The organism is Paenibacillus algicola (genome assembly GCF_005577435.1).
In the GTDB taxonomy this organism is placed as follows: domain Bacteria; phylum Bacillota; class Bacilli; order Paenibacillales; family Paenibacillaceae; genus Paenibacillus_AQ; species Paenibacillus_AQ algicola.
Genome location: NZ_CP040396.1, coordinates 2,144,696 through 2,169,384 on the forward strand (window position 1 = coordinate 2,144,696; position 24,689 = coordinate 2,169,384).

Annotated in this window: 36 protein-coding genes; 33 read left to right on the top strand and 3 right to left on the bottom strand. The window is 45.9% G+C overall.

Annotated features, from left to right (window positions below; genetic code table 11):
• Nucleotides 1-4: 4 nt before the first annotated feature.
• The 3 genes from E6C60_RS09770 to E6C60_RS09780 form a co-directional block, all read right to left on the bottom strand.
• Nucleotides 5-1,162, bottom strand: coding sequence for a site-specific integrase (locus E6C60_RS09770; RefSeq protein WP_138225682.1), 1,158 nt, complete (start codon nt 1,160-1,162; stop codon nt 5-7).
• Nucleotides 1,163-1,244: 82 nt separating this feature from the next.
• Nucleotides 1,245-1,667 (bottom strand): ImmA/IrrE family metallo-endopeptidase, encoded by a 423-nt coding sequence (locus tag E6C60_RS09775; protein WP_138225683.1) that lies wholly within the window; start codon nt 1,665-1,667, stop codon nt 1,245-1,247.
• A gap of 17 nt (nt 1,668-1,684) precedes the next feature.
• Entirely contained in the window at nt 1,685-2,095 is a 411-nt protein-coding gene (locus tag E6C60_RS09780) for a helix-turn-helix domain-containing protein (RefSeq protein ID WP_138225684.1), read from the bottom strand.
• A gap of 54 nt (nt 2,096-2,149) precedes the next feature.
• Between E6C60_RS09780 and E6C60_RS09785 the strand changes: the two genes are divergently transcribed.
• From E6C60_RS09785 to E6C60_RS09950, 33 genes are all read left to right on the top strand, one after another.
• Complete coding sequence (locus tag E6C60_RS09785; protein WP_233281231.1) at nt 2,150-2,518, top strand: helix-turn-helix domain-containing protein; 369 nt, start codon at nt 2,150-2,152, stop codon at nt 2,516-2,518.
• Nucleotides 2,499-2,762 (top strand): group-specific protein, encoded by a 264-nt coding sequence (locus tag E6C60_RS09790; protein ID WP_138225685.1) that lies wholly within the window; start codon nt 2,499-2,501, stop codon nt 2,760-2,762. Before E6C60_RS09785 ends, E6C60_RS09790 begins: the two co-directional genes overlap by 20 nt.
• A 19-nt stretch (nt 2,763-2,781) precedes the next feature.
• Nucleotides 2,782-3,000: a hypothetical protein gene (locus E6C60_RS09795; RefSeq protein ID WP_138225686.1), complete on the top strand. Its 219-nt coding sequence runs from the start codon at nt 2,782-2,784 to the stop codon at nt 2,998-3,000.
• Nucleotides 2,997-3,194 carry a hypothetical protein gene (locus E6C60_RS09800; protein WP_138225687.1) on the top strand — a complete coding sequence of 66 codons (198 nt, stop codon included), beginning with the start codon at nt 2,997-2,999 and terminating at the stop codon, nt 3,192-3,194. The genes E6C60_RS09795 and E6C60_RS09800 overlap by 4 nt, the downstream gene beginning before the upstream one ends.
• Nucleotides 3,191-3,421, top strand: coding sequence for a hypothetical protein (locus E6C60_RS09805; protein ID WP_138225688.1), 231 nt, complete (start codon nt 3,191-3,193; stop codon nt 3,419-3,421). Before E6C60_RS09800 ends, E6C60_RS09805 begins: the two co-directional genes overlap by 4 nt.
• Nucleotides 3,422-3,505: 84 nt before the next feature.
• The gene (locus tag E6C60_RS09810; protein ID WP_138225689.1) at nt 3,506-4,579 is read left to right on the top strand and encodes a DUF4373 domain-containing protein; all 1,074 of its coding nucleotides are present in this window, start codon (nt 3,506-3,508) and stop codon (nt 4,577-4,579) included.
• Nucleotides 4,576-4,959 (top strand): hypothetical protein, encoded by a 384-nt coding sequence (locus tag E6C60_RS09815; protein ID WP_138225690.1) that lies wholly within the window; start codon nt 4,576-4,578, stop codon nt 4,957-4,959. The genes E6C60_RS09810 and E6C60_RS09815 overlap by 4 nt, the downstream gene beginning before the upstream one ends.
• 20 nt (nt 4,960-4,979) lie before the next feature.
• Nucleotides 4,980-5,285 (top strand): hypothetical protein, encoded by a 306-nt coding sequence (locus E6C60_RS09820; RefSeq protein ID WP_217496398.1) that lies wholly within the window; start codon nt 4,980-4,982, stop codon nt 5,283-5,285.
• A gap of 7 nt (nt 5,286-5,292) precedes the next feature.
• A complete protein-coding gene (locus E6C60_RS09825) occupies nt 5,293-6,849 on the top strand; it encodes a PcfJ domain-containing protein (RefSeq protein ID WP_138225692.1) in 1,557 nt (518 codons plus the stop codon).
• On the top strand, nt 6,846-7,760 hold the full coding sequence (locus tag E6C60_RS09830) for a DUF3102 domain-containing protein (RefSeq protein WP_138225693.1): 915 nt from the start codon (nt 6,846-6,848) through the stop codon (nt 7,758-7,760). The genes E6C60_RS09825 and E6C60_RS09830 overlap by 4 nt, the downstream gene beginning before the upstream one ends.
• Nucleotides 7,757-8,035 carry a hypothetical protein gene (locus tag E6C60_RS09835; protein ID WP_138225694.1) on the top strand — a complete coding sequence of 93 codons (279 nt, stop codon included), beginning with the start codon at nt 7,757-7,759 and terminating at the stop codon, nt 8,033-8,035. Before E6C60_RS09830 ends, E6C60_RS09835 begins: the two co-directional genes overlap by 4 nt.
• A gap of 3 nt (nt 8,036-8,038) precedes the next feature.
• On the top strand, nt 8,039-8,242 hold the full coding sequence (locus E6C60_RS09840) for a hypothetical protein (protein ID WP_138225695.1): 204 nt from the start codon (nt 8,039-8,041) through the stop codon (nt 8,240-8,242).
• 18 nt (nt 8,243-8,260) lie between these two features.
• A complete protein-coding gene (locus E6C60_RS09845; RefSeq protein WP_138225696.1) occupies nt 8,261-8,638 on the top strand; it encodes a hypothetical protein in 378 nt (125 codons plus the stop codon).
• A 542-nt stretch (nt 8,639-9,180) separates the two neighbouring features.
• The gene (locus tag E6C60_RS09850; RefSeq protein ID WP_138225697.1) at nt 9,181-9,729 is read left to right on the top strand and encodes a tyrosine-type recombinase/integrase; all 549 of its coding nucleotides are present in this window, start codon (nt 9,181-9,183) and stop codon (nt 9,727-9,729) included.
• A 349-nt stretch (nt 9,730-10,078) separates the two neighbouring features.
• On the top strand, nt 10,079-10,246 hold the full coding sequence (locus tag E6C60_RS21510; protein WP_325053203.1) for an HNH endonuclease: 168 nt from the start codon (nt 10,079-10,081) through the stop codon (nt 10,244-10,246).
• A gap of 100 nt (nt 10,247-10,346) precedes the next feature.
• On the top strand, nt 10,347-11,231 hold the full coding sequence (locus E6C60_RS09860) for a sensor histidine kinase (RefSeq protein ID WP_175415259.1): 885 nt from the start codon (nt 10,347-10,349) through the stop codon (nt 11,229-11,231).
• 9 nt (nt 11,232-11,240) lie between these two features.
• Entirely contained in the window at nt 11,241-11,597 is a 357-nt protein-coding gene (locus tag E6C60_RS09865) for an STAS-like domain-containing protein (protein ID WP_138225699.1), read from the top strand.
• Nucleotides 11,597-12,214 (top strand): PIN domain-containing protein, encoded by a 618-nt coding sequence (locus E6C60_RS09870; protein ID WP_138225700.1) that lies wholly within the window; start codon nt 11,597-11,599, stop codon nt 12,212-12,214. The genes E6C60_RS09865 and E6C60_RS09870 overlap by 1 nt, the downstream gene beginning before the upstream one ends.
• 117 nt (nt 12,215-12,331) lie before the next feature.
• Nucleotides 12,332-12,850, top strand: a complete 519-nt coding sequence (locus E6C60_RS09875) for a phage terminase small subunit P27 family (RefSeq protein WP_233281191.1) — start codon at nt 12,332-12,334, stop codon at nt 12,848-12,850.
• A 70-nt stretch (nt 12,851-12,920) separates the two neighbouring features.
• Nucleotides 12,921-14,624: a terminase large subunit gene (locus E6C60_RS09880; RefSeq protein ID WP_233281192.1), complete on the top strand. Its 1,704-nt coding sequence runs from the start codon at nt 12,921-12,923 to the stop codon at nt 14,622-14,624.
• Nucleotides 14,625-14,645: 21 nt separating this feature from the next.
• Entirely contained in the window at nt 14,646-15,920 is a 1,275-nt protein-coding gene (locus tag E6C60_RS09885) for a phage portal protein (RefSeq protein WP_138225703.1), read from the top strand.
• Nucleotides 15,921-16,523 (top strand): HK97 family phage prohead protease, encoded by a 603-nt coding sequence (locus E6C60_RS09890; protein ID WP_138225704.1) that lies wholly within the window; start codon nt 15,921-15,923, stop codon nt 16,521-16,523.
• Between the two features lie 42 nt (nt 16,524-16,565).
• Nucleotides 16,566-17,732 carry a phage major capsid protein gene (locus E6C60_RS09895; protein WP_138225705.1) on the top strand — a complete coding sequence of 389 codons (1,167 nt, stop codon included), beginning with the start codon at nt 16,566-16,568 and terminating at the stop codon, nt 17,730-17,732.
• Between the two features lie 39 nt (nt 17,733-17,771).
• Nucleotides 17,772-18,158, top strand: a complete 387-nt coding sequence (locus E6C60_RS21455) for a collagen-like triple helix repeat-containing protein (protein WP_138225706.1) — start codon at nt 17,772-17,774, stop codon at nt 18,156-18,158.
• Nucleotides 18,158-18,700 carry a phage gp6-like head-tail connector protein gene (locus tag E6C60_RS09905; RefSeq protein WP_138225707.1) on the top strand — a complete coding sequence of 181 codons (543 nt, stop codon included), beginning with the start codon at nt 18,158-18,160 and terminating at the stop codon, nt 18,698-18,700. Before E6C60_RS21455 ends, E6C60_RS09905 begins: the two co-directional genes overlap by 1 nt.
• Nucleotides 18,701-18,744: 44 nt before the next feature.
• The gene (locus E6C60_RS09910; RefSeq protein WP_233281193.1) at nt 18,745-19,185 is read left to right on the top strand and encodes a phage virion morphogenesis protein; all 441 of its coding nucleotides are present in this window, start codon (nt 18,745-18,747) and stop codon (nt 19,183-19,185) included.
• Complete coding sequence (locus E6C60_RS09915; protein WP_138225709.1) at nt 19,182-19,544, top strand: hypothetical protein; 363 nt, start codon at nt 19,182-19,184, stop codon at nt 19,542-19,544. Before E6C60_RS09910 ends, E6C60_RS09915 begins: the two co-directional genes overlap by 4 nt.
• Nucleotides 19,519-20,016, top strand: coding sequence for a phage neck terminator protein (locus E6C60_RS09920; protein WP_138225710.1), 498 nt, complete (start codon nt 19,519-19,521; stop codon nt 20,014-20,016). The genes E6C60_RS09915 and E6C60_RS09920 overlap by 26 nt, the downstream gene beginning before the upstream one ends.
• Nucleotides 20,003-21,007 (top strand): DUF3383 family protein, encoded by a 1,005-nt coding sequence (locus E6C60_RS09925; protein WP_138225711.1) that lies wholly within the window; start codon nt 20,003-20,005, stop codon nt 21,005-21,007. The genes E6C60_RS09920 and E6C60_RS09925 overlap by 14 nt, the downstream gene beginning before the upstream one ends.
• A 14-nt stretch (nt 21,008-21,021) precedes the next feature.
• On the top strand, nt 21,022-21,417 hold the full coding sequence (locus E6C60_RS09930; RefSeq protein WP_233280997.1) for a phage structural protein: 396 nt from the start codon (nt 21,022-21,024) through the stop codon (nt 21,415-21,417).
• 26 nt (nt 21,418-21,443) lie between these two features.
• Nucleotides 21,444-21,746: a hypothetical protein gene (locus tag E6C60_RS09935; protein WP_138225712.1), complete on the top strand. Its 303-nt coding sequence runs from the start codon at nt 21,444-21,446 to the stop codon at nt 21,744-21,746.
• A gap of 191 nt (nt 21,747-21,937) precedes the next feature.
• Nucleotides 21,938-24,139, top strand: coding sequence for a phage tail tape measure protein (locus E6C60_RS09945; RefSeq protein WP_138225714.1), 2,202 nt, complete (start codon nt 21,938-21,940; stop codon nt 24,137-24,139).
• Nucleotides 24,139-24,687 (top strand): phage baseplate protein, encoded by a 549-nt coding sequence (locus E6C60_RS09950; protein ID WP_138225715.1) that lies wholly within the window; start codon nt 24,139-24,141, stop codon nt 24,685-24,687. The genes E6C60_RS09945 and E6C60_RS09950 overlap by 1 nt, the downstream gene beginning before the upstream one ends.
• Nucleotides 24,688-24,689 lie beyond the last annotated feature (2 nt).

Below are 24,689 nucleotides of genomic sequence, written 5' to 3' on the forward strand. Positions count from 1 at the left end.
AGAGTTATTTGGGGGTGTCTGCCCCCCAAATGCCCCCGAAATTTATTTTTTCTTCAAACTTTTTAATGCTGTCTTGTTCAATTTTCTTGGATATATGAGCATATATGTCTGAAGTGATCTGGATGCTGCCATGTCCTAAACGTTCCTGGATATACTTCATTTCTACACCTGCCTCAAGCATCAGAACAGCATGTGTATGTCTCAGGGCATGTATAGGCATTGATGGAAGACCAACCTTCTTAAGGATGCGAGAGAACGAATTGAAGAGTGATGATTTTGGCATGATTTCACCATTATCTCTGCACAAGACCAAATTCAGATCATGGCGATATAATTCCTTCAATGCAAGTTTGTTTTGATTTTGATAAGTCATATGATACTTCAAGTCACTCACCAATGTGTTGCTCATTCTGATTGTTCTTTTAGAATTAAATGTCTTGGGATCACCGAACAGTTCACTGCGGTTATCAGTACTAAAGTCTAAAGTTTTGCTTATGCTGATGGCCTGGTTCTTGAAATCTATATCTGGCCATTGTAAAGCAGCCGCTTCACCTTTACGCATTCCCGTCTCGATGAGGAGTTTATAAAAAATCCAATAGATATATCCGTACTGACGAGCTGCAGAAAGAAAATTGGGAATGTCACTTGATTCAATAAACTGGACATTTGATTTACTTCTATGACCTTTAATGGTCACACCATTGCATGGGTTTTTTCTGATTTTTTGAAGGTAGACGGCTTTTTCCATAGCGTTATGCATCGTGGAATGAACCAATTCAACGGTCCTTTTGCTGTAGTTTTTATCTGCTAAAGAGTTCAGAAACATTTGGTACATGATTGGCTTAATATCCTTGAGATTGATTTTCTGGAAGTATTTCAAGATATGATTATTGATATTGTTCTGGTGTAATTTGAAAGTATTCTTTCGAACGGTGCCTGCCTTATATTCGTTTAACCATGCCTCAAGAAAGCTTGCTAAGCTAACGTCATCAGTTTGCTCATACCCTTCCAATAACTTCTTCTCAAATTCATCTGCTGCTAGTTGCGCCTCTTTTTTAGTACTGAATCCTCTCTGTGACTTTTCCTTTATTGATTGTGTGAATGGATCCTTGTACTTCAAGCGAAATTCCCAGCCGGTCTTGTGTTTCTTGAAGTTCGCCATTTAATTACCTCCCGCAAGAACATGTGTTCTAAGTTAATATATATTAAACCGCCTTGTAGCGGTGAAAGCGCAAGGTTTAAATTTAGTCTAAGGTTTTTAATTCAATTAACTCTTCAGGAACTCCGTATGTAAGAGCTGCTTCTCGCAGGGTAGTAATACTTTCTTTATGTAATAATTCGTCAGGCATCAATAATTCGATAGCGAACAGGTTTGCTTCACGTTCAATTCTGTCTATGGAATACAAGGTCTTGTTCCTTAGGAATGGCGTGTTCAGTGTTGGATGAAGGATGGAATGACCCAGTTCATGAGCACAAGTGAACCGTTGTTCCTGTTCGCTGGCATTGGAATTTATATGTATTAACTGAACCCGGCGATAAGTATTGTAGTAGCCGAGCATGTCTCCCAACTCTTCGAAGAGGACTATAATATTTCTCTGGGATGCTATCTCAAAAGGATTGTTAGTGCCGTGCTTCTTAATGAGTCGAGTTACAGTATGCTTGATCATGCTGCATCCCTCGCTTATTAATCGCGGTATTTTTTTGGGGTGAATTTCTTTTTGGCCATTTCTTTGGCCAAACGCATTGAATTTTCAAGGGAGATTGCGAAGAGTCGTTTTGTTTCCTCGTCCATGGGTTCTCCGTTAAATGCCAGAGATTCATTGCTTTCAAGGTCAGCCAGCATACGCTCAAGGTCTTTAGCGATATCTTTTTCATCAGATTCGGTTAGAGAATAATACGTTTTATCTCTTCCAAGTAACTGATCTGTAGAAACCCCAAAAAAGTCAGCGAATTTTTCAAATAATTCAATATCAGGTTTTCTTGTTTCGTTTTCATAACCAGATATAGTTGACTCCGCCAAACTGAATTTTTCTCCAAATTCCCTCATAGTCAGACCTTTTAATTTTCTTAATTCTCGTATTTTTCTTCCGTACACTTTAATTCCCCTTCGCCATGGTTTATTAAGATTATACTTTGCACTTTGCAAAATGTGAATTATAAAAGCTTAAACTTTGCAAAATGCATTGACAAAACTAATAATGGAGAATATTATGGTATCAAACAACGCAATACGCAAAGTAAAGGAGGTCATATTTTGGAGAGTGCAGCTAGAACAGCGCGAATTGCAAAGGGTATGTCTATTGAAGAAGCAGCTAGAGCCTTAAGTATTCCAGCCGGATATTTGTCTCAGATTGAAAATGGGAAACGTCATGTAAGCGATCAAAGAGCTGAAAACATAGCTTGCTTATATGAAGTTGAAGTTTCAAAGATTTTCAGTGCAAGCAGATATGTTATCTGCGAGCAACAAAAGAAGGGTGGAGAAGAGAGCGATGAACGGTATGCTGACTATCAACATTGATGAGAATGAAGTCAAAAAAATGTGCCGTGAACGTGTCGAAGAGTTGGTAAAAGAAGTTGATTCTGAATATGTGTTTTGGGATTCAACCGAATTGAAAAAACGAACCTGTATGAGTTGGAATACGATCCAGGACAACTTCTTCTTCGATCCAAGGTTCCCAAAAGTCAAAGTGGGTGGAAAGTGGTACTTTCCAGTGAAAGAAACACGTGATTTCTTAAAAACATGGCTTCTTGAACAGCGGTAAGAAGGGAGTTGAAATGTAGATGTTTAGTATTGATGAATGGTGTCAGATTCGTTACGCCCTAAAACAATATGTGAAAGACCAATCCAGAGAATTGTCTGATTACGAGAAACTTTCAGATTGTAAGCCTATGGTGATTGAAGCGATGCAAAGATCTATTGAGGATGCTTCTTCTGCCCTCGCCAAGGTTGAAGCTGGAAGGTCTGAACTTATTTCGGAGGAAAAGGAGGATTCAGCTTGAAACGACACATTCTGGTAGAACAAGCTCTGGCGGCAGGACAGGCAGCTGAGCACAACCTCATTCTGATTGCTCGTGAGCCGGACAGGATGATCAAACCGCAAAAACTGATCGACGGTATCAAGTATTTGAACACCATGATCAATTTCGCTCATACAGAAGAACAAAGATACAGCGGAATGGAGGGAGCAATGTGAAGGATGTTCTTGCTCAGAGAGATAAACAACGGCGCGAGATTCGCAGAAAGCTGAACTTGCTGTACTTGAAGATTCTGAACGAGGACAATGTCGAGCGGTCGTTGCTGGATCAGCAGATCAAGGATTTAAGAAGAACTTTGTTGTGTATTGATCCTGTCGAGCAGCCAGATCCGTCGTTCGGGATCCCTACACATAAACAAAGATCACGTCTCGGAAACGTGATCTAAGTCAATGCATTTGAAAATCAATTTATTCGATTATAACACAACTAACAGTCATATGAAAAGTGACCTGGAAAGGGGGTCGAAGTCATGGCCCGGCCATTGAAAGAGAGCCTGGACTATTTCCCTCTTGATATCGACTTTGACCAAGACGACAAACTCTCTGTCGTGATCAGCAAATTTGGCATGAACGGACTAGGCATCGTCGTAAAAATCATGATGGAAATCTATCGCAACGGATACTTCTATCTGTGGGGAGAGCGAGAACAATATGTGTTCTCTAACCGGATTAATGCTGACATTAATACCGTAAATGGGGTTATTGATGAATGCATTAAATGGGGTTTCTTCCATCAGGAATTGTATAAGAACTTCGGCATCTTAACGTCCAGAGGATTTCAAAAGCGATTCATTGAAGCAGCCAAACGCAGGAAGGTTATAACCCTCCATGAGGATTACATTCTGGTCAATCCGGAGGAAGAGTCGGAGAAGGTGTCCCACTCGATAGCAGTCGTTAATGATGACGGAAAAATAGTTAATGCATACATTAACCCTAATAAGCGAGACAAAGCGGACGCAGAAATACCACAAAGTAAAGTAAAGGAAAGTAAAGTAAAGAAAAGTAAAGTAATTAATAATAATGCTCCCTCGGATCTAAAACCGAATCCTAAGGAGTCTCCATCGAAAAATTCTAATTCAGCAAAAAAGGGGACTAAAAAACCCAATTATGAAGAAGACAGCCCCTATTTCAAGATGGCCGTGTACTTCAAAGACAAGATTGATGATATGGCTGCAAAAGAAGGGCTATCAAGTTTAACAGCAAGCACCAACATCCAGACTTGGGCCAATGACTTCAGGCTGATGGTTGAAGTGGACAAGCACTCCGATAAAGACCTGATCCGGAAGGTCATGGATTGGGTCGTCACGGATCATTTCTGGAAATCTAATGTACTGAGCGCTTCTAAATTCAGGACTCAGTTTCCAAAGCTGGTTCTGGAGATGAACAAGAAAACCAGAACCACATATGGTGCTAAAGTGAAGCCATTGATTCCTGTTGTGCAGCCGCAAATACCGGAGTCAACTATCTCCGACCTATCAGAGAATGAATTTGAAGAAATGATGAGATTTGCCCGTGAAATGCAGGAAAGCAAGGGCAGCCGATGATAAAGAATCAGTGGCTCAACAAGCAACAGGTCCAATCAGCTGGAATAGCCTGCTTTATACCTCGTCAAATTCAAGTTGATGGAGAATGGGTCTGGGATGGTAGGTGGATTGGTGCTCCTGAACCTATAGCAGATATCCTTCTTTCATTCGCTCGCTGTAAACAACTAGGATGTCCAGTACAGCCAGGCGAATCGCCAGATGCTTATGTTTATAAGGCATCTGAGAAAACCCAATTCCGCTATGTGCCGTTTTGGTCGCGTTTTGAAGAACAAATTGATATGTCAAAAACGGATGAAGCAGAGGCTCGTATCATTAAACGTCATCGAGGCGATGGAGTAAGAAATAAGTTGAAAGGGTGTTCGAAATGGAACAAGCAATAAAGAAACTTCAAGATGAAATTATGGCTAGTCAAAACAATCCATACATCCAAGTGATCGGGAATTTCTTGATTCAATATGTTCAGGCAAATCCAGAAAGCGCGGTAGGGATCCTGGGAGAAGGCAAGAGCATTGCAAAGAGCCTGGATGCCATGAAGCAAGAAGGACAAAAAAAACAGTCGAACGGTATGGCTATGATCACGGGTCAGGACATTCTGAAGTATTTCGGGATCGATGGACCGCCAATGGAATCCGTTTACGGTAGAACAGATATCAAGCCAGTGCCAGATTCCTCTCGATTCGATGCGAAATTAGACGATTTCCTGTGAGGTGAACATGATGGAGTATAAAGATTTTACAAAGCACTTCCCTGAAAAAATTAGTGTGCAGCTGGAGAAATACGTGACAGAAACTGTGTTAGTCGACAGCAGATATCTGTTCGTTAAAACCGTGTCTTCGGTACAATTCGCATACTGTACGCATTGCAAGAAGACACACCAAACTGAAAAACGATTGAGACATAAACAGGTCGAGCGAGCAATATGCCCTAAATGTGAATCGAAGTGCAGTATAAGAGCGGCAGGGATTAGCAGAAATAGAATGTGTGATTATGCAGTTCTGGTTTGGTATGAAAAATCCCTGCAGGATCCTCAAGCAATTATTGCACGTGTTCTTAATGTTCGCAGAGACTACAGCGGAGACTTCAAACAGGTTAGGACAGAATACAGTTGTAATCATATGTATCTGTTCGAGTGCGGAAGAAGCACGTACTTCGGATATCAGGGGAATCGAGCTCAAAGCGTGTATTCAGCATTTGATAGGTTCTATGCCGGTTATGGAAACTGGAGAAGATTTATGTCTCAAGAGAATGTCCAAGACGCCGTACAAGGGACTCCATTTCAATACAGTACATGGGAGAAATATACAAAGTATAGAAATCAAGATTACACCTCGGACATGATAGAGTTTTTCGACTTAGCTGCTCGGTATCCATGCATAGAGTATCTAACTAAGCTAGGGTTCAGTACCATAATATGGGCCAAGCTTTATAAAGAACACACATGCGGAGCGATTAACTGGAATGGCCAAACGATTGATAAAGTCTTACGGCTTAATAAGTCTGAGCTTAAAGAGTTGCGCAGCTTAGGAATTGAATTGACACCAAGGGAGCTCAGAACCTATCAAAAGGCAAGAAACAGTGGATTTCGAATAGGTTTCTTAGATGCAAAAGCACTTTCTGACCTTGAGCACTCCATTTATCAAGATTACATTAAAGAATTTCAAAAATACACATCAACAAAAGAAATTTACAAATATGTTTTGAAGCAGCTTCAGCTAAAAGGAAGCAACTACAGACAGGCTTCAACTGCTTTATCAGATTGGCGAGATTACCGGTTGCAATGTTTAGATTTCAATATAGATCTCAGTAAAGAAAAGAATTTGTTTCCTAAAGAGTTGCACACCGCACATATGAAGTTAACCAAGCGATTGAAGATGAAGGCTGATAGAGAACTGAATAAAAAAATTGAAGCTCGCCTTCCTGAACTGAATCAATACTGCTTTGAAAAAAACGGCTTCATGATTCGTCCAGCTGTCTCAACGATGGAATTGTTCGAGGAAGGAAAAGTGCTGCAGCACTGTGTGGGGGGATATTCTGATCGGTATGCTCTTGGCCATACGGACATACTCTTTGTTCGCAGAATAGAAGATCCGGACAAGTCATTTTACACCATGGAGATCCAAAAGGGGACGCTCATTCAGTGCAGAGGCTATAAGAACAAGGATATGTCTGAAGATGTTAGACGTTTCGTAGACTCCTTTAAGTTATCCGTTCTAACGAGAAAGAAGAAAAGCCAAGTCAAAATGAACAATATGAGGGAGGTAGCAGTATGACAACACAAATGATCTTGCGTTCACCTGATGTGATTGCCGCTGAAATCCGGTCCATAGATCAGCAAGCCAGACAGTATGTGCTTCAGTCTGCGATAGAGATAGGAAGAAGGCTAAAAGAGGCCAAAGAGGTTGTCGGGCACGGTGAGTGGACCGGATGGTTGCAAAACAATGTGAATTACAGCCAGTCCACAGCCAATAACTTCATGCGGGTATCTGAAGAATATGCCAATTCACAAGCGCTTGAGAATTTAAACTATACCCAAGCCGTAGCGCTTTTGTCGATCCCTTCAGAAGAGCGGGAAACGTTTGTCGAAGAAAACAACGTAACAAAGTTATCAACCAGGGAACTGCAATCGGTGATCAAAGAAAAGAAAGCACTCGAAAAACAGCTGCAAAAAGCAAATGATCAGGCCGAATATGAGCGTCTGGAACGCGAAAAATTGCAAAGTAGCTTGAGTGAAATGCAGCAACAAAACGGCATGAATTACGAATTGGCCGAAAGGTATAAAACGGAATTAGAAGCAGCAAAGGAAGGAGGAAACGATGAACAGGCAGCCGAGATTCAAGTTAAATTGAATCAAGCTGAGTCTGAGCTGGTAGACACCAAGAAAAAGATAAAGGAACTTGAGAAGCAGCTGAAAGCAAAGCCTATTGAAATTCCTGAAAAGGAAATTGTCATAAAAGTGCCTGAAGAAATGGAGAAGGAGCTGCAGCAACTTCGAGAGCAGGTTAAACGGAATGACAATAAGGCTCTCGCCAAATTTGCGGTTTGCTTCGAAACCGTTGTACGGGATTTTGATAATTTGCTGAACACTCTTTATGAAATCAAAACCTCGGTTCCAGAAGAGTACGATAAATACAGTAATGCAGTTAATGGTTTACTTAGTCGAATGACGGAGAAGTTGAAATGAATGGGATTCATCCTAAAGCCATGCACATGATTCACAATGCCCTTGGTCGGTTGATCGATCAGGGGCGAAACATTGAAAGAATCTCGATGGTCGTCTGCACTGAGGCTCCCATATCCGTTGAGAAAGAAATCCAAACACAATACGGAATGCTTAAGATTCAGCCGGATGGTTTTGTGCCACGCGGCGTGTCGTATCTGATAGAAGACCCTGGCCGGCGAAATAGAGGCTTCGCTTGGGTATCAAGCAGTACCATAGCAAAAAAAGGAGGGGCATAAACGATGAAATATAAATCGATGAAGGCAGGTCAAACTTACGTGCTTCGGAATGGATTGATTCGTCGGTTGGACAGGATTGAGGAAGAAAACAACAAGCAATGGGCCTTATATACACCAATCGGAAAGGGCGGCAGCTTCGGAGCTCCCAAACGCTGTTCTCTTGAAACCTTTGCTGGTCTGGCAATGGCAAAAGCCGTAAGTACATAAATCAGAAAGGGGCCAAACATGGGGGCTGTGGTGGTACAAATGGAAATATTCCCGAGCGTGACAGAGGTAGAAAAGCAGGCAGTAAGGTCCTTGCTTCGGCGATACCCCAAAATGAAACTCACCGTAGAGCTATTAAAGGACAAAGCCCGAAACGAACGTCAGCAAGCCCTGTACTCTGAATGGAGATCGAAGGTAGAAGATATTGAGATGGCTATAAGCCTAATTATGGATCCGGAAGTTAAAAGGCTCATTGAATACCGGTTCATACATGGTAATCCGAGAAAGGCGGCCGTCATCAAATTCAATGTTATCACTGATCGATCTATAGACAGAAGAATTAACGAAGGCATTGATTCCATTGCCAGTACTTTAAAGCTAATGGGTGCGAGTTTATGAAAACGTGTCTGTATTTTGTCTGTAGCTTGTCTGTAGCTTGTCTGTTCCGTGTCCGCTTTGCGTCTGTACTTTAGTTATACAGTAGGCACATAGAGAGGAATTCACTCTCCGGTGTGCCTACTGCCCGTTATCGCGGTAGGAACTCGGCCGCGCTGTGGGATGGCAAGATGCATCCTTAGACGTTTATCGTCAAGGGTTCGGTGTGAGGTGGGGTTCGATGCCCCAAAGTCGCTCCGCCCGGGCGGCATACTAAATACGGGCTTTTATTATGTGGCCTCAAGGATCAGGTAGGTTCGAATCCTATCAAGGCCCACAGAGCAAGGTTTCATAACCATTTTCTCCATATAGCCGCTCCCTTCAGGGGCGGCATTTCTTTATAAGAGAGAGGTGAAGAGTATCATGGCTACAAAGAAGCCATTGGTTAGACAGCCTTTAAAGTGCCGAGGGGGTATTTGGGGGAGATGGGAGGCTCCTGCACAATTCTGTTTTAAACCAGAGGGGATATGTGTGAAAGGCTCTCCACCTAAATTGGGGGATCCCAAATGAATACCGTTCAGCCGATCCGGGATATGGACTTGCTTCAAGACATTTTAGACTATCTGGAGAGCTCTAGCTATCGGAACTTTATTATGTTCCTTATTGGGATCGATACAGGATTACGTATCGGCGATATTTTAAGGCTTCGGGTCAGAGATGTAATGGGAACGCACATTTCAATCCGAGAGAAGAAAACTCGAAAGCAGAAACGGATATTGATTACCGGCACTCTCAAGAAAAAGCTTATGCCCTACATAGAAGGCAAGGCGTCTAATGAGTTTCTGATTAAGAGTCGAGAAGGGTTGAACCGGCCCATAACCCGAGAAATGGCATACAAGATTATTCGTGCAGTAGCAGAAGAGTTTGGGCTCATGGAAATTGCATGCCATAGTTTACGGAAGACATTCGGATATATCTTCTATAATCAGACGACAAACAAGGACATTGCCTTGCTGATGAGGTACTACAATCATTCATCCCCACAAGAAACACTTCGATATATTGGGATGGAGCAAGACAGCATGGACATGGCTTTGAAACGTCACCGCAGATAGTCAATTCCACATATCTGGTATAGGTGTAACTCGTTTAAGAAAACCAGAACAAACTCAGGCAGTAACAGGCCTGAACTACATTTACTGAGTTTAACAAAACAATGTCTATGAGTAATTCATTTAGTGAATTATGTAATCTAAAAGAAGGTGGTTTTCAGTGAATTCAGCTCCGAAACGACCGTGCAAAAAGCCTGGATGTAATGAGTTAACCCGAACAGGTTATTGCGCTGATCATGCATTTTTGGAAAGAAGATACGACCAGTACAGGGAGACAGCTGCTAAGCGTGGATATGGACATCGTTGGCGTTTAGCTCGAGAAGGCTTTCTTAAGGCTAACCCGTTATGTGTGATGTGTCATAAGGCCGGATGTGTTACAGCTGCAAAGGTCGTGGATCACATCAAGCCACATAAAAGAAACATGCACTTATTTTGGGATCGACTAAACTGGCAGGCATTATGTAAAGCATGCCATGATTCGAAAACAGTTCGAGAAGATGGTGGTTTTGGTAAAAAATAAAATTCATGCTTAATTTTTTGGGTAATTTGAATTAGCTACTATTGATTGGGAAAATGTAAATGTTATAATCTTCTTAGTCTAGGCTTAGGGGGATGAACTATTGCAAGTACTCCACGTTCCTACTGTAAATGAAGACGAACGCTCATACGAAAACTTATTTCATTTATGGCGTCAGTTTCTACACTTTAACTCAGACATCATTTTTGACTTTTCTCGGTGCTCCTTTTTGAGGCAAAATGGAGTAGCTTTCCTTGGTGGTTTAATTCGACTTATAACAAGTAAAGGTTATAAAGTAGAACTTAAACTGGATACTTTAAAGAATAGTGTGAGAACTAATCTTGAACAAAATGGATTTATGTATCAATTTGATCTAGTCGAACAGCCTCCTTGGAGAGGTAACTCAGTACCTTACCGTGAGGATCGATCAGAGTCTGAACAATCTTATCTAAGATATTTAAATGATGAGTGGCTTGGACGTGGGTGGATAAATATCAGTCCTGCATTAAGGAATTTAATTGTAGGGAATGTATGGGAAATATACATTAACTCCTTTGACCATGGTCATTCACCAGTTGGATTAATTACATGCGGGCAGAATTACCCTTCATTTTTAGAATTAAAACTAACCTTAGTGGACTTTGGAGAAGGAATTCCAAATTCAGTGAGAAATTTTATGAATAACCAAGATATTGATGCTTCTGATGCAATGGAGTGGGCTTTTAAACGAGGAAATACAACGAAAATAGGTGAGGGTCTCGCACCTAGAGGGCTTGGCCTAGACCTTTTAAAAAGCTTTGTAAAAATGAATAAAGGTGAGTTAGAAATTTTTAGTCACGAGGGTTATACTTATATAAGTGAAGATAAAGAAATACATGAAAAAGTTAATTCTTTTTATGGTGGGACACTCGTAAATATTACATTGAAGACAGATGAAAAATATTACTGTTTGGCTTCAGAGGTTGAGGATGACTCACTATTTTTTTAGGAGGTTAACATGGAAATTAAAATCCAAAATATCGTCGGGGACAATTGTATTACTCGAGAAGACGGACAAAAAGTTTATGAATTGATATTCCCTCTCTTACAGAGAAAAGATGTAGTTACTTTGGATTTTAATAATATTGGGGTTTTTACTTCCCCATTTTTAAATTCTGCAATCGGACCCTTATTCAAAGACTTCAGCAGAGAAGAACTCAGGGAGCAATTGTTGTTCGTTAATATTAATTCAGTTGGTAAATCTTTAATGAAAATTGTTATTGAAAATTCTTCAAGGTATTATTCTGATGAAAAATTCCGGAAGGTTCATGACGATATTCTTAGTGAAAATGAGGATGACGGGGAGGAGAATTAATGTCAACTAATTACATAATCGAGTCGGATGTTATTGATATAAGAGCTGATCAACCTAAGCCTGAAGATATCTTTTTAGTTGACACTAACGTGTGGTATTGGCTCACTTATTCTAGAGCAAGTATTGCACCATCACCTCCATTGAATCATCAAACAACTCATTATCCTAGTTACATTGCAAAGGCAATTGGTGCTGGTTCGAAATTGTTATGGAGTGGTCTGTCACTATCAGAGTTAGCTCATATTATTGAGAAAACTGAACGTGAAATATTTAGTAGAACCATAAAACCTAAAGTTTATCGACACAATCATATCAATGAAAGAGCAAATGTAATCAGTGAAATTGAATCTGTATGGGGTCAAGTGAAAAGTATGGCTCTCCCCTTAGAAAATTTAGCCATCGACAATTACAGTACAGATGAGGCATTAAAAAGACTATCCCTCTCCAAGCTTGATGGTTACGATGCTTTTATTATTAATTCCTTGCTTTCGCAAGATATGGTAAAGGTAATTACTGACGATGGTGATTATACTAGTGTCCCAGGTTTACAAGTCTACACTGCAAATGATAATGTTATACGTTCATCTACTGCTCAGGGAAAGGTATTAGCAAGATAGTGATTCATTTTTTTAAACGTCTCAGATCGAGACGTTTTTTTGTTACCCCCGGGACTAGGGAATACTAGGCTGCAATTATATAGACCGCGGCCCCCTCAAATGTAAAAAAAAGTCCCCGTGAATGAATCGGGAAAAAAGGAGGTTTTAGAAGTGGCAAATCCTGTAATAAAATTCGATCATATGCGAGTTGGCAAAAAAGGCGGCGGTAAAAATTGGACAAAAAAGGAAGTCGAAGCCCGGGAGGAAGCATCCAAGAAATTCGAGCGAAAGAAAAAGCTCAAGCTTCGGATTCCTGAGTGGCTGGATGACTCGTCTCGTAAGATTTGGCGGAAGACGGTTAAGGACATGGAAGAGTTCGGCGTTCTGGATAAGGTGGACGAGGATGTCTTAGCTATTTATTGCGATGCCGTATCCAAGGTCCAAGAGTCTAGCCGGCTTATTGACGAACATGGATTTACCGAAACGAACAAATCCGGGGTGCAGGTCCCGAATGCATATGTACAAATGTCCCAGCGTTATTCTGATATCGCCTTAAGATTTTCCAACAAGCTTGGACTGAACGCAGAATCTCGCGCACGACTCGCCAAGCGTCAGGCGGATGCGGAAATAGACCCAGATGCAGAGCTCTTCGATTAATTGGACGGACCTTCACCCCACGACCCGGTACGCTGCCGAAATCGTGATGGGGATCCGGCCAAGCTGTGAAATGGAACGCCTTGCCTGTCAGCGTCATCTCAATGACCTGCAGCGTCAGGCTACGCCAAATTTTCCGTATGTGTTCGATGAAGGTCGGGCCGATCGTGTCTTTGAGTGGTTCGAGCGCTGCTGCCGCCATGTGCGCGGCGTGTTCAGTGGACAACTGATTGAGTTGCTGCCTTTTCAAAAGTTTGACATGGGCGAGGTGTACGGCTGGGTACATATGGAAACTGGACAGCGTCGGTACCGAAAGGCACTTCATCTACGGGCAAGAGGTAACGTTAAGTCAACGGAGATGAGTGGATTAGCCCTATATGGAATGTGCGCAGACTGCATCTATCCGCCGGGGCAACCGGAACTTAGGAAGTACGAACACAGCCCCGAGGTAGATTGTGCGGCGGTCGATAAAGGACAAGCGAAGCGTGTATGGGGCGATGCGAGGGAAATGGGAATGAATAGCCCTGCGATTTCAAAACGCCTTCGTATTCGAAGGGGATACATCGAGCACACGACTCGAGGCGGGCTGCTCAAGCCACTGAGTCGGGATACCAAGAACAAGGATTCCGGCGCGCCTTGTTTAGTCGTCATTGATGAATACCATGCCCATCCGACATCCGAGATCGTAGATGTCTCCTATTCTGGATTTGGCAAGCGCCTGCAGTCGCTGATGCAGATTATCAGCACCGCCGGTAAGGACGCCGAAAACAGCCCTTGTAAGAAGGAATACGATTTCCTCTGCAAGATGCTTCGCGGTCAAGTGCCGATGCAGGAAACGTACTGTGCTATAATTCGTGAACTAGACCAAGGAGATGACCCTCATGATCCAAAGAATTGGGTCAAGTCGAACCCCGTTCTGCAGGAAGACAATGCATACGCCCAGGAGTTGCGCCGCCAGATTCAAACCGAGCATGATGAAGCATTTGGCTCCGGAAACCCTGATAAAATCCGGGAATGGCTGACCAAACGTGTAAACCAATGGCAGAAGGACAGCGAGAATAAGTACATGTCCACAATCCACATGAACAAATGGAAGTCCCTTGCGGTACCGCGAGCGGACTTTTTGGTGTTGGTAAAAGGTTATGAGACATGGAGCGGGCTGGATTTATCGAAAACAACAGATTTGACGGCTGTTGGTTACGTCTTCCGCTTGCCGGAAGGGCGATTCGCTGTCACCGCCCATGGCTTTATGCCTTCGGATCGAGCGACGCAGCATGAGCACAGCGACCGAGTGCCGTATCGTCAATGGCAGGAAGAAGGTTGGTGTACGTTAACGCCGGGTGAAGTGGTCGATTACAGCTTCATCCAGTCCTTCATGCAGCAGATGGAGCGGGAGCAGGAGTGGTTCATGAAGGAAGTATGTTACGACCCCTACAATGCGACTCATTTCACACAGGAGCTGGAAAAGCAAGGGTATGAGCGGGTAGAGATCCGCCAAGGTGTGCAGACGCTATCCGAGCCGACCAAGTTTTTTCGTGAGTTGGTCCTGAAAGGATTAATCGTGCACGACGGTAGCCCAGTCTTAACTTGGTGTTTATCGAATGCCGTGGAGTTCACCGACAACAATGGAAATATCAAGCTCAGTAAGAAGCATAAGGACGACAGCCAGCGCATTGACCTGATCGCGGCGATCATTAACGCGATGGTTCGCGCCATGGTCGGCGACGGCCGTGTTGATCTGAACGCCCATATCATGGGCGACGACTTCTCGTTCTAACGGAAGGGAGTGATAATACCAATGCGAAAAGGCGTCTTCCGGCGCTGGCGGGAACGGCGGTCCAGTGATGATTCGCTGCTGAATCCAAAACAGTGGCTGCTGGATCTATTCGGTGTCTCCAACACATCCAGCGGGGAAAGGATCACGAACGATAAGGCGCTGCTGAACAGCAACGTGTACACCTGCGCCTCCATTTTAGGCGGGGACATCGGCAAGCTGCCGCTGCAGGTGTTCAAGCGCCGAGGCAACGGGATTGAAAAGGATAGCTCCCATCCGGTATCACGATTATTGGGCGTCCGATCGAACCCGTATATGAGCGCCTATATCTTCAAAGAGCTGATGCAAGTTCATGTCACGGTCTGGGGTAATGGGTACGCCAATATCGAATGGGAAACCAGCGGACCGAATAACGGCCGACCAAAAGCGCTGTGGCCACTCGATCCATCGAAGACGGATGTGCAGGTGGATAACGTCACCGGAGAAATATGGTACGTGACCACGCTTCCGAACAGGGAGATGCGAAAGATTAAGCACAGCGACGTCCTTCACTTCAAGGCCATCAGCAAAAGTGGCCTGAAGGGCATCACGCCGATATCTGTCATTCGTGAAGAGCTAGGGGTTCAGCAGGCTCAGCGGAAATTTCTCGGCTCGTTTTATTCGAACGGAACGGCCACACGGGGCATACTCAAGCTGCCGGCTGGGACAACCTTGGACAAGCCAGCCAAGGATAAGGCCCGGGATGAGTGGCAAAAGGCAAATTCGGGGCTCAACAACGCGCACCGGATCGCCATCCTGGATGCCGGTATGGAGTATCAGAACTTAGGGATGCCGCTCAACGATGCCCAGTTCATCGAAACTAGCAAATTCGGCATCGCAGAAGTGGCCAAGATTTACAAAGTGCCCGGGTACAAGCTCGGCCTGACCGACGTGAAGTTCTCCAACATGGAAAACCAATCCTTGGAATACGTGAAAAGTACGCTGCAGCCGATCATGACGAACTGGGAACAGGAATGTGACTACAAGCTGTTCACGGAAGCGGAGCGCAGTAAATTTTACACGAAATTTAATGCAACCGGGGAGCTGCGGGGCGATAGCGCTAGCCGGGCTGCGTACTACAAAGAAATGATCGCAATGGGTGTGTACACGATTAACGAAGTGCGCGAACTGGAGGAGCGGGACAACATCGGAGAGATGGGAGACCGTCACTTTGTAAGCTTGAACTATGTCAGCCTGGAGAAGATGGATCAGTATCAATCGCTGAAAGCCGGTCTCAAAACCGAGAAAGGAGGTGAATAGATGGATGACCTGGTAAAACGTTATATGCCTGTAGAGACGATTGAAATTCGTGGCACAGAAAATGAAGGAGGTTCCACGACTCGAACGATCGGCGGTTACGTCGTCAAGTTCAATCAACGGAGTCACCTGATTTGGGGCGAATTTTATGAGCGTGTAGCCAAAGGGGCGTTCGCGCGCAGCCTGCAAGAAAACACAATCAAGGCTTTCTGGAATCATCGCAGTGACTTTGTACTTGGGTCAACTAAGAATGGGACTTTACGACTTTCGGAAGATGATATAGGTTTAGCCTTCGAACTGGATCTTCCCAATAATACATGGGGCAACGACGCCTATGAATCTATTCAGCGCGGAGATGTCGACGGAGTAAGCTTCGGCTTCTATGTACGAAGTGATTCATGGCAATATCTAAAAGATGAAGATGTGTACGAGCGGACGCTGTTGGATGTGAACCTCTTTGAAGTTTCCCCAACACCGTTTGCAGCCTATCCAGACAGTGAAGTCAATCAGCGAAGTCTTGAGCAACTGGGCATTACAACGAAAGAACAGCGAAAGCATGAAAAAGAAAAAATCTTGTTGGAAATAGACTTGTTGGCCATCGGCTGACGGGTCTTTTTATATCCAAAATTCACTAATTGGAGGTTCACCATGGACGAAAAAGAACGCGAATTGCGTCAAAGGCTGGCGCAGAAGTTGGAAGAAGCAAGGAACCTTGCAGGCGAAGGGAAGCTCGACGAAGCGAGAGCGGTAAAGGATGCCGCGCAGGCACTTCGAAGCCAGATCGATCTGCTGTCCGAGATCCGAGAGACCGACACTCCAGGAGTGACAACGCCGGTTATCGAGCCGGAAACGCGGACGGATAATCCGGACAAGGCTGCCCAGTACAGAAGCGCCTTCCTGAAAACGCTTCGGAATAGACCACTCAATGCAGAAGAACGCACACTGATCGAGGAAAGCACAATCGAAGAAACGCGCGCTATGCAGGGCAGCGTTGAAGAGGATGGCGGCCTGCTCGTCCCTCAAGACATCGACACGACGGTTCGTGAGCTGAAGCGGCAATACATTTCCCTTGAATCTTACGTGACGGTCGAGCCAGTTTCCTCGCGCAGCGGCTCCCGCGTCATTGAGAAGAATGCGGATGTTACACCTTTTGTCGAGATGACGGAGCTGACCGATCTCGATGATATGGACAATCCGAAGTTTTCGCCAGTGAAGTTTGATATCAAGGATCGCGGCGGCATCATGCCGATCAGTAACAGCCTTCTCCATGATACGGATCAAAACCTGATGGCTTACATTTCGAAATGGATTGCCAAAAAATCCGTCGTTACGCGAAATAAATTGATTCTGGAATTGCTGAACACGAAAATGAAGGTGCAACTGAACGGGCTGGATGATATTAAAAAGATTTTGAATGTGGACCTGGACCCGAGCATGAGCCTAGGCGCGATCATCCTGACGAATCAGGACGGCTTCCACTGGCTCGACACTCAAAAGGATAGCGACGGCCGAGACTTGCTGCAGCCAAACCCACAGAATCCGACCCAGAAGATGTATAAAGGTAAGCCGATTGTCGTTCTGGCTAACCGTTGGCTGCCTACCACAGGCACAACGACCAAGCTTGCACCGATGATTATCGGGGATCTCAAAGAAGCCGTCGTCCTGTTCGATAGGCAGCAGTATTCGATCGCTTCCACAAATGTCGGCGGTAAGTCGTTTGCCCGGAATTCGACGGATGTTCGAGCCATCGAGCGGGAGGACGTAAGGGCGTTTGATTTGGATGCCGTTGTGTACGGACAGATCACCATCAATTAACAGTGAGGGGGCTTCATGCCCCCGATTGGAGGTATTGGGATGTATTCAACCAAGAACTATAAAGAACCCGGTGGTCAGCGCTGGGTGATCCAGGGGGAGCTAGCCCTGGAAGGAGAAGGTAAGATAACAATAAACGGAGAGCCCCTTCAGCTTGGCTCTGAGAGCCTACAAGGTGCGAAAGGTCCTGCGGGAGAGTCAGCCTATGAAATCGCTGTAAGTCAAGGCTACAGTGGCTCTGAAGATGAATGGTTATCTTCCCTAGTGGGTCCGCCTGGAGAGCCAGGAGAAAAAGGAGATAAGGGGGAGACCGGAGCTAAAGGGGCAACTGGTCCTAAAGGAGAACCGGGATTCCTAACAGAAGCCCAATGGAACGCCCTGCTTGAACGCGTGGCGGTTCTTGAAGCTGTGCAAGAGGGCAAGGGCTAATGTTGACTACTTTGCCCCGTCTGAAAGGATTGCTGGGCCCGCCAGTCGATGCAATGGGGGATGAGATGCTGATGCTTCATATCGCTTCAGCATCATCAGCGATTGAGAAGCGCTGTAAACGGAGATTTAAAAAACAGCGGTACACGGAGAGGATCAGCGGAGATAGAAAGTCCAAGTACATTAACCTTCAAAATTATCCGGTACATGATATTGAATTGCCAAGCGATTGGAATTATGAAGTATTGGAGGATGGGAGGGTATACCGGGCTGAGGGCTGGCCGGTCGGCGATCACAATATTACAGTGTCGTATACAGGGGGATATGTGCTGCCCGGGGACGCTTCAGAGGAACAACCTCGAACCTTGCCTGAGTCATTGGAACTCGCCTGTTTGCTGCTTTGTCAAATCATGATCCGGACGCCTGGAATTCGAACAGAGCGGGTGGGAGATCTTAGTGTAACTTACGAGGACAGCGGGTTCGACGGATGCTTACCAAGACCTGTTGAGTCCTTAATTACTGGATATGTAGGACGGTGGGTGTAATGCCTAAGAAAACGCGACGAAGTTACAGGCGGGCAAACATTGAAGTGACCGAAACCACCTACCTCCCGGGGGTTATCGACACATTGCAGGATTTGGTCACCAAAGAGGTGCACATAGGTGTGCAGGGAGACGAGGAAACGGCCATGATTGCCGGCATACATGAATACGGTTCGCTGAAAGCAGGGATCCCGGCCCGTTCCTTTGTCGGTACCGGCAAGAAAAAGGCTCAGGCTCCTATTTCCAAAACGGTGAAGGCGGGCGTGATCGAGCTGGTAACAGGCAATCTGAGTGCCAAGGATTTGCTTCAGCAGATTGGTGATGTAGGTCTTAGCCGAGTGGTGAAAAACTTTGACAAGCTGCGGACACCGCCGCTGTCTCCGATCTATGCGAAGCGCAAAGGGAATAAGAAAATCCTGCATGATGAAGAAACCCTGCGGGATTCCCTAACGTCTGTGGTTGTTTCCAAAGGGGGGCGGCGCCGATGATGCAGATCAGATTTTCTTCCATCCTCCGCAAATATGAGGTCCCCTATGCGCTGGTACGGCCAGGATCCGGCGGGCATTATGATGAATACGGCGATTACATCCCTGCCGTGCCTAATATGGTGCCATTGAGAGGTGTAATTCAGCCTATCTCCTCGCAGCTCCAGCAGGCGGAAGGGGGTCAATATACCGCAGAGGACCGGACGTTGTACACGGTGCACAGGCACGAAAGCGGCGATCTAATTCTGTATCAGGACCAGGAATACACCGTGGATGTCCCGGAAAACCGGGAATACAGCGATACGAACAAATACATCATCAAAAAGAGGGTAGCGAATGATCCCGTACAACGAAATCCGTAAAGCGCTGGTGTCCGGATTATCCGACCATACCGGCCTGCAGGTGATCAACATGAACGGCGGTGGCGGCATCCCTAAAGGCGCATTTATCACGTATCATTTTGAGCCTGGGTTTAATAGTACCGGTGGACGACCCATTGAACAGCAGAACGGCGAATATTTGGAGCAGATTGAGACGGTGGAATTTACCGTCTCCTTTTTGTCCTATGCGGATGATAACCCGGTCAGCATGAACTATGCGCTGCAGGCTCATGAATGGTTCAAGGCAGACGGCCGAGTTAAATTGAAGGATGATCTTGGCATTGTCGTCCATAGTGTCGGGCAGGTCGAAAATCGGGATGTTGCCGTAGGTACCGAGTGGGAGCGCCGGCACGGATTCGAAGTTGAATTCCGGATGCAGAACAAATCCCGCCGTAAGCTGGACGTGATTGAAAAAGTAAACCTAGAAGGAGCTGGTATCGTTGTCAGCAATTAAAGACGTCACGGTCATTATTGACATTAAAAAACCCACGCCAATTGTGGGATTTGGTAAACCGTTGATCATCGGGACATCAGCTGCGGCTAAACCGTACAAATCCTACAATGATTTGGCTGAAGTCGCCGCGGATCACACGATCAATTCTGAAATCTACAAAGCAGCTGCTGCAATTTTTAATCAGGAGCATCGACCTCCAGAGCTGGCCGTCATGACGAGGGAAACCGCAGGCACCTGGGAGGATTTCCTGCCGCAAATCTTTGAAAAGGATTGGTATTTTCTAATCTGCACACGCAGCGCTGTGGAAGACATTACAGCTATTGCCGATGCGGTCGAAGCGAACGACTCCCGGCAGTTCATGGTCAGCACCAGTAGCAAGGAGGATATGATGACGATCAAGGCCAAGGAGTATAAAAACACCACGGTCTTTTATCACACCAACATAGACAACTATCCGGAGGCAGCTCTGGTTGGTGAAGCTGGATCGAAAACGGTCGGCAGCATTACCTGGAAGGGTCAGCGCCTCAGAGGCATTTTGCCGCTGGACATTTCGGCTGCGGAGCTCCGGGAGATTCATAATTTGGGCGGGATCACTTATGTTACGAAAGCCGGTGACCCGGTGACCAGCGAAGGCAAAACAGTGAGTGGAGAGTACATTGATGTAATCCATGCGAAGCACTTTGTGATTTACACTATCGAGTACGAGGTGCAAAAGCTGTTCAACAACGCCCGGAACCAGAAAATCGGTTACGACAACACCGGCATTGCTCAAATTGAGGGCGTGGTCCGAAACGTGCTGCAGCGATGCACCTTGCAGGGGATCATTGCCAGAGACGATGCCGGAACCGGGCTGTTCGAGACAACCTTTAAGACCCGGGAACAGACCACGGCACTGGAACGGTCTACAAGGGAATACAACGGCGGTACATTTGGATTTGAACTCGCCGGGGCCATTCACGAAACCACAATTCGCGGTCTTGTGACCTATTAAGGGAGGGAAACGAAGTGTCAGTAAAAACATACGATCCGAATGATTTGACTGTGATGGTCAACGGTGTCTATTTGACCGGCTTTGCTGAAGATATGGTGGAATTCGAGAAAGATGAAGACGGTTATGAGACGAAGGTCGGAGCACAGGGCGATGTAGTGCGTTCAAAAATTAACAACCCATTGCATACGCTATCCATTACGTTGTTATCCAGCAGCCCGCAAGTTTCTATGCTGGACAAGTTGGCTAAATCGGGTGAAATGGTGCCGGTATCCTTGATTTATAACGGAGATCCAAAAGAGACCGTCACAGTCACCGAAGCTTATGTCAAAAAGCCAGCAGCCCGTTCCTATGGTTCTGAGGCTGAAGACCGCGAATACGAATTGCAGTGTCTTGATGCAGATATTGCCTAAAATACAAATGAAAAGAGGAATTGTCCATGAGTAACTTCAAACAGAAAAAGTATACTTCCAAATCCGGTAAAGATTATGTATATCAGTTCCCGGGTGTTCGAGCCGTGTCCAAGATCAATGACGCCAGCAAGAATAAGTTCGGTGTCGTTCTGGAAGAAAAGCTTGCTGATGAAATGCTGAAGCATGTCATTGTTGAACCGAAAATGAAGATTGATGACTTTGCATCCTACCAGGAATACTCTGAAGTCATTAACGCGGCTTATGCCTTTATTTCCGGGCAGGACGGTGACGGGGATGATCAGCAGGCAGGAAGCGGCCAAGAGGGCTAAAGAGAACTGGCCGATGTGGCGGCTGCTGCTATCGGATATGAACATTTCTTATAGCGACCTGGACAAGATGGATCATGATGACATCATGGAAGCCAGTGCTGCCCTGGATATCTACCTTGAACAACAGAAGAAGGAAACGAAGAAGTGAGCGCCTGCGGGCGCTCTTTTTGTCTTGGAAAGAGGTGTGACGGATGGCAGTAATCAGTAACCTCATGTTCGCTGTGGGCTTTAAAGTGTCTGATGGCGCACTGCGAAAGGCTGACAAGCAGGTCAGCATGATGAAAGAGAACTGGGCAGCGGTCGGGTTAGCAGCTGGGGCCATTACAGCCGCGGTAGCAGGGGTTGGATTTGCTGCAGTGAATGCAGCCAGTGAATTTAATGACTCCATGCGATCCATACAGATGGCCACAGGTCAAACAGCGGATCAGATGGAAGAGACAAAGTCCATCGCAACGGATCTGTATAATCAAAACTTTGGCCAGAATTGGCAGGACCTCAGCGGCGCCATTACTGCAACAGCACAAATTACGCAGCAAACAGGCGACGATCTGAAAGAGACCACACAAAACGCTCTCTTGCTGCGGGATGCTTTTGGCTTTGAAGTAGCGGAATCGGTCCGGACAGTGGATACCATGATGAAAAACTTTGGTATTACCTCCGAGGAAGCGATGAACCTGCTGGCACAGGGGACACAAAACGGTTTGGATAAATCGGGAGACCTACTGGACACGGCAAATGAGTATGCGAACCAATTTCAGGCCCTGGGCTTCACAGCTGAAGAAATGTTTGATACCCTGGCTGCCGGCTCTGAGAATGGCGCTTTTAACTTGGACAAGGTCGGAGATGCCGTTAAAGAGTTTAATATTCGAGCGAAAGACGGCTCCAAGGACACGGTAACAGGATTACAGATGCTTGGTCTCAATGCTGAGAAAATGATGGGTACCTTTGCCGCTGGTGGACCTGAAGCCAAGGCAGCCTTTCAGCAGGTCATGCAGATGGTGGGAGATATAGCAGATCCAGTCGAAAGGAACACGGTTGGCGTAATGCTGATGGGTACTCAATTTGAGGACTTGGAGGCAACGACAGTCGCATCAATGGGTCGAGCGCGAAGCGAATTTGACATGACAGCCGATAAGATGCAGGAGATTAATGACATCAAGATGAACAGCCCAGGAGAAGCCATGGCCCGAATGGGGCGGCAGATCGAGACGGGGATCTTAAAACCGCTCGGCGATAAGCTCATGCCGTATCTGATTGACTTTTCTGGTTGGCTGGAGGTGGCAGGGCCCCAAATTGCCAATGTCGGCGGCATGGTCATCGACTCTCTTGCCAGAGGTTTCGACATGGCCGCGAGCGCGGCGTCTTTTTTGACCGATAACTTCGATGTGATTGGGCCTGCAGCAGGAGCATTTGCGCTGGTGCTGGCGACAAAACTGATCCCTACAATCAAGTTAATGACCATATCCGGAATCCGGATGACGGTTGCCTATCTCCCGTTCATCGCGATCGCGGCAGGTATTGGCTTGGCAGTAGCTGGTGTCATCCTAATTTTTAAAAATTGGGGGACTATTAGCGCCTGGCTGGTCGGCATATGGAATGCGTTTAAAACATGGGTCATAGGTCTGTTTAACAGCATCGCAGCATTTTTCGTGACGTGGGGTACGGTGATCTGGTCGGCCATTACCTCGGCCGTATCGGGGATTGTCTCCGCCGTATCAGGTTACTGGAATACATTCACGGCAGTCACCATGTCTGTTTTTAATGCGATTGTCGGTTTCTTCTCTAGTGTATGGAACAGCATCTGGTCAACGATTTCGAATGTGGCTAACAGCATTGTGTCCTTTGTGACCAATGCCTGGAACACGATCAAGGATGTGGCCACATCCACCTGGGAAGGGATCGGGACGGGACTCAGCAACATGTGGACCAACGTGAAGAACAGTTTTTCTACGGGCGTTAACTTTATCACAGGCCTGGTCAACAATCTGATCCGGAAAATCAACAGTGCACTGTCCATTAAGCTGCCAGATTGGTTGGGCGGGAAAGAATTTGCGATCAATATTCCGGAAATCCCTGAAATGCCCGTGGACGGCAGTCACGCTGCCGGTCTTCCGAATGTCCCGTTTGATGGATACATCGCAGAGCTGCATAAGGGGGAACGAGTCCTTACAGCAGATGAAAACAAAGCTTATTCTTCCGGGTACACGCCGGAGACGGCTCCAGCCCGGGCAAGCAGCGGCAGCTCATCGACAAGTCGCATGGAAGTCAGTGTGAAAGTCGATGTCAACGGGAGCTCCATGGGCGGCCCGGAGAAGGCGGCGGTTATGTCTGAGTTGCAGGCGCTGTTTGAGAGTATCATTCGGCGTAACGGTCTGGAGGTGGCAGCAGATTAATGGCAACGATTAACGGTCATTACCTCTCAGTGGCTGAAGAAACACCTGAGTTTGCTGTGGATGTCACAGACCAGCCGGTCGAGAAAGAGGTGGATGTGTCCGACCATGTCCAGCGGAAGCTCCGAAACATGAGCATCACAGGCACGGTCGTTGAGGACGCGGCGAAGATAGAGCGATTTTTAAAAACGGCCGTGGATCAGGGAGAGGTGGTCCGGTATGTTGGCCGAACTACCTTCAGCGGGTTGATCACCAGTTTCACACCGACCCGGACCTATCGAAACGCAACCGGATTTGATTTTAGTATCACGATCAAAGAGGTTCGTTTCGCTTCATCTTCGTATGTGAAGGACCTTCCGCTGCCGGTGAAGGCTCAGGTGGCCAAAATCGTAAACTCAGGCACTAAGCAGAAAAAATCCAACAAAAAGAGCGAGAAGAAGGCCACCACCAAAAAGACAGCAAAAGCAACGACAACAAAGAAGACCAGCAAGAAAGCAAAGGAGCAGGTGCAAAAGGTGAAATTTAAACTCGGCAGCCCCTGGGCGGATTGAGG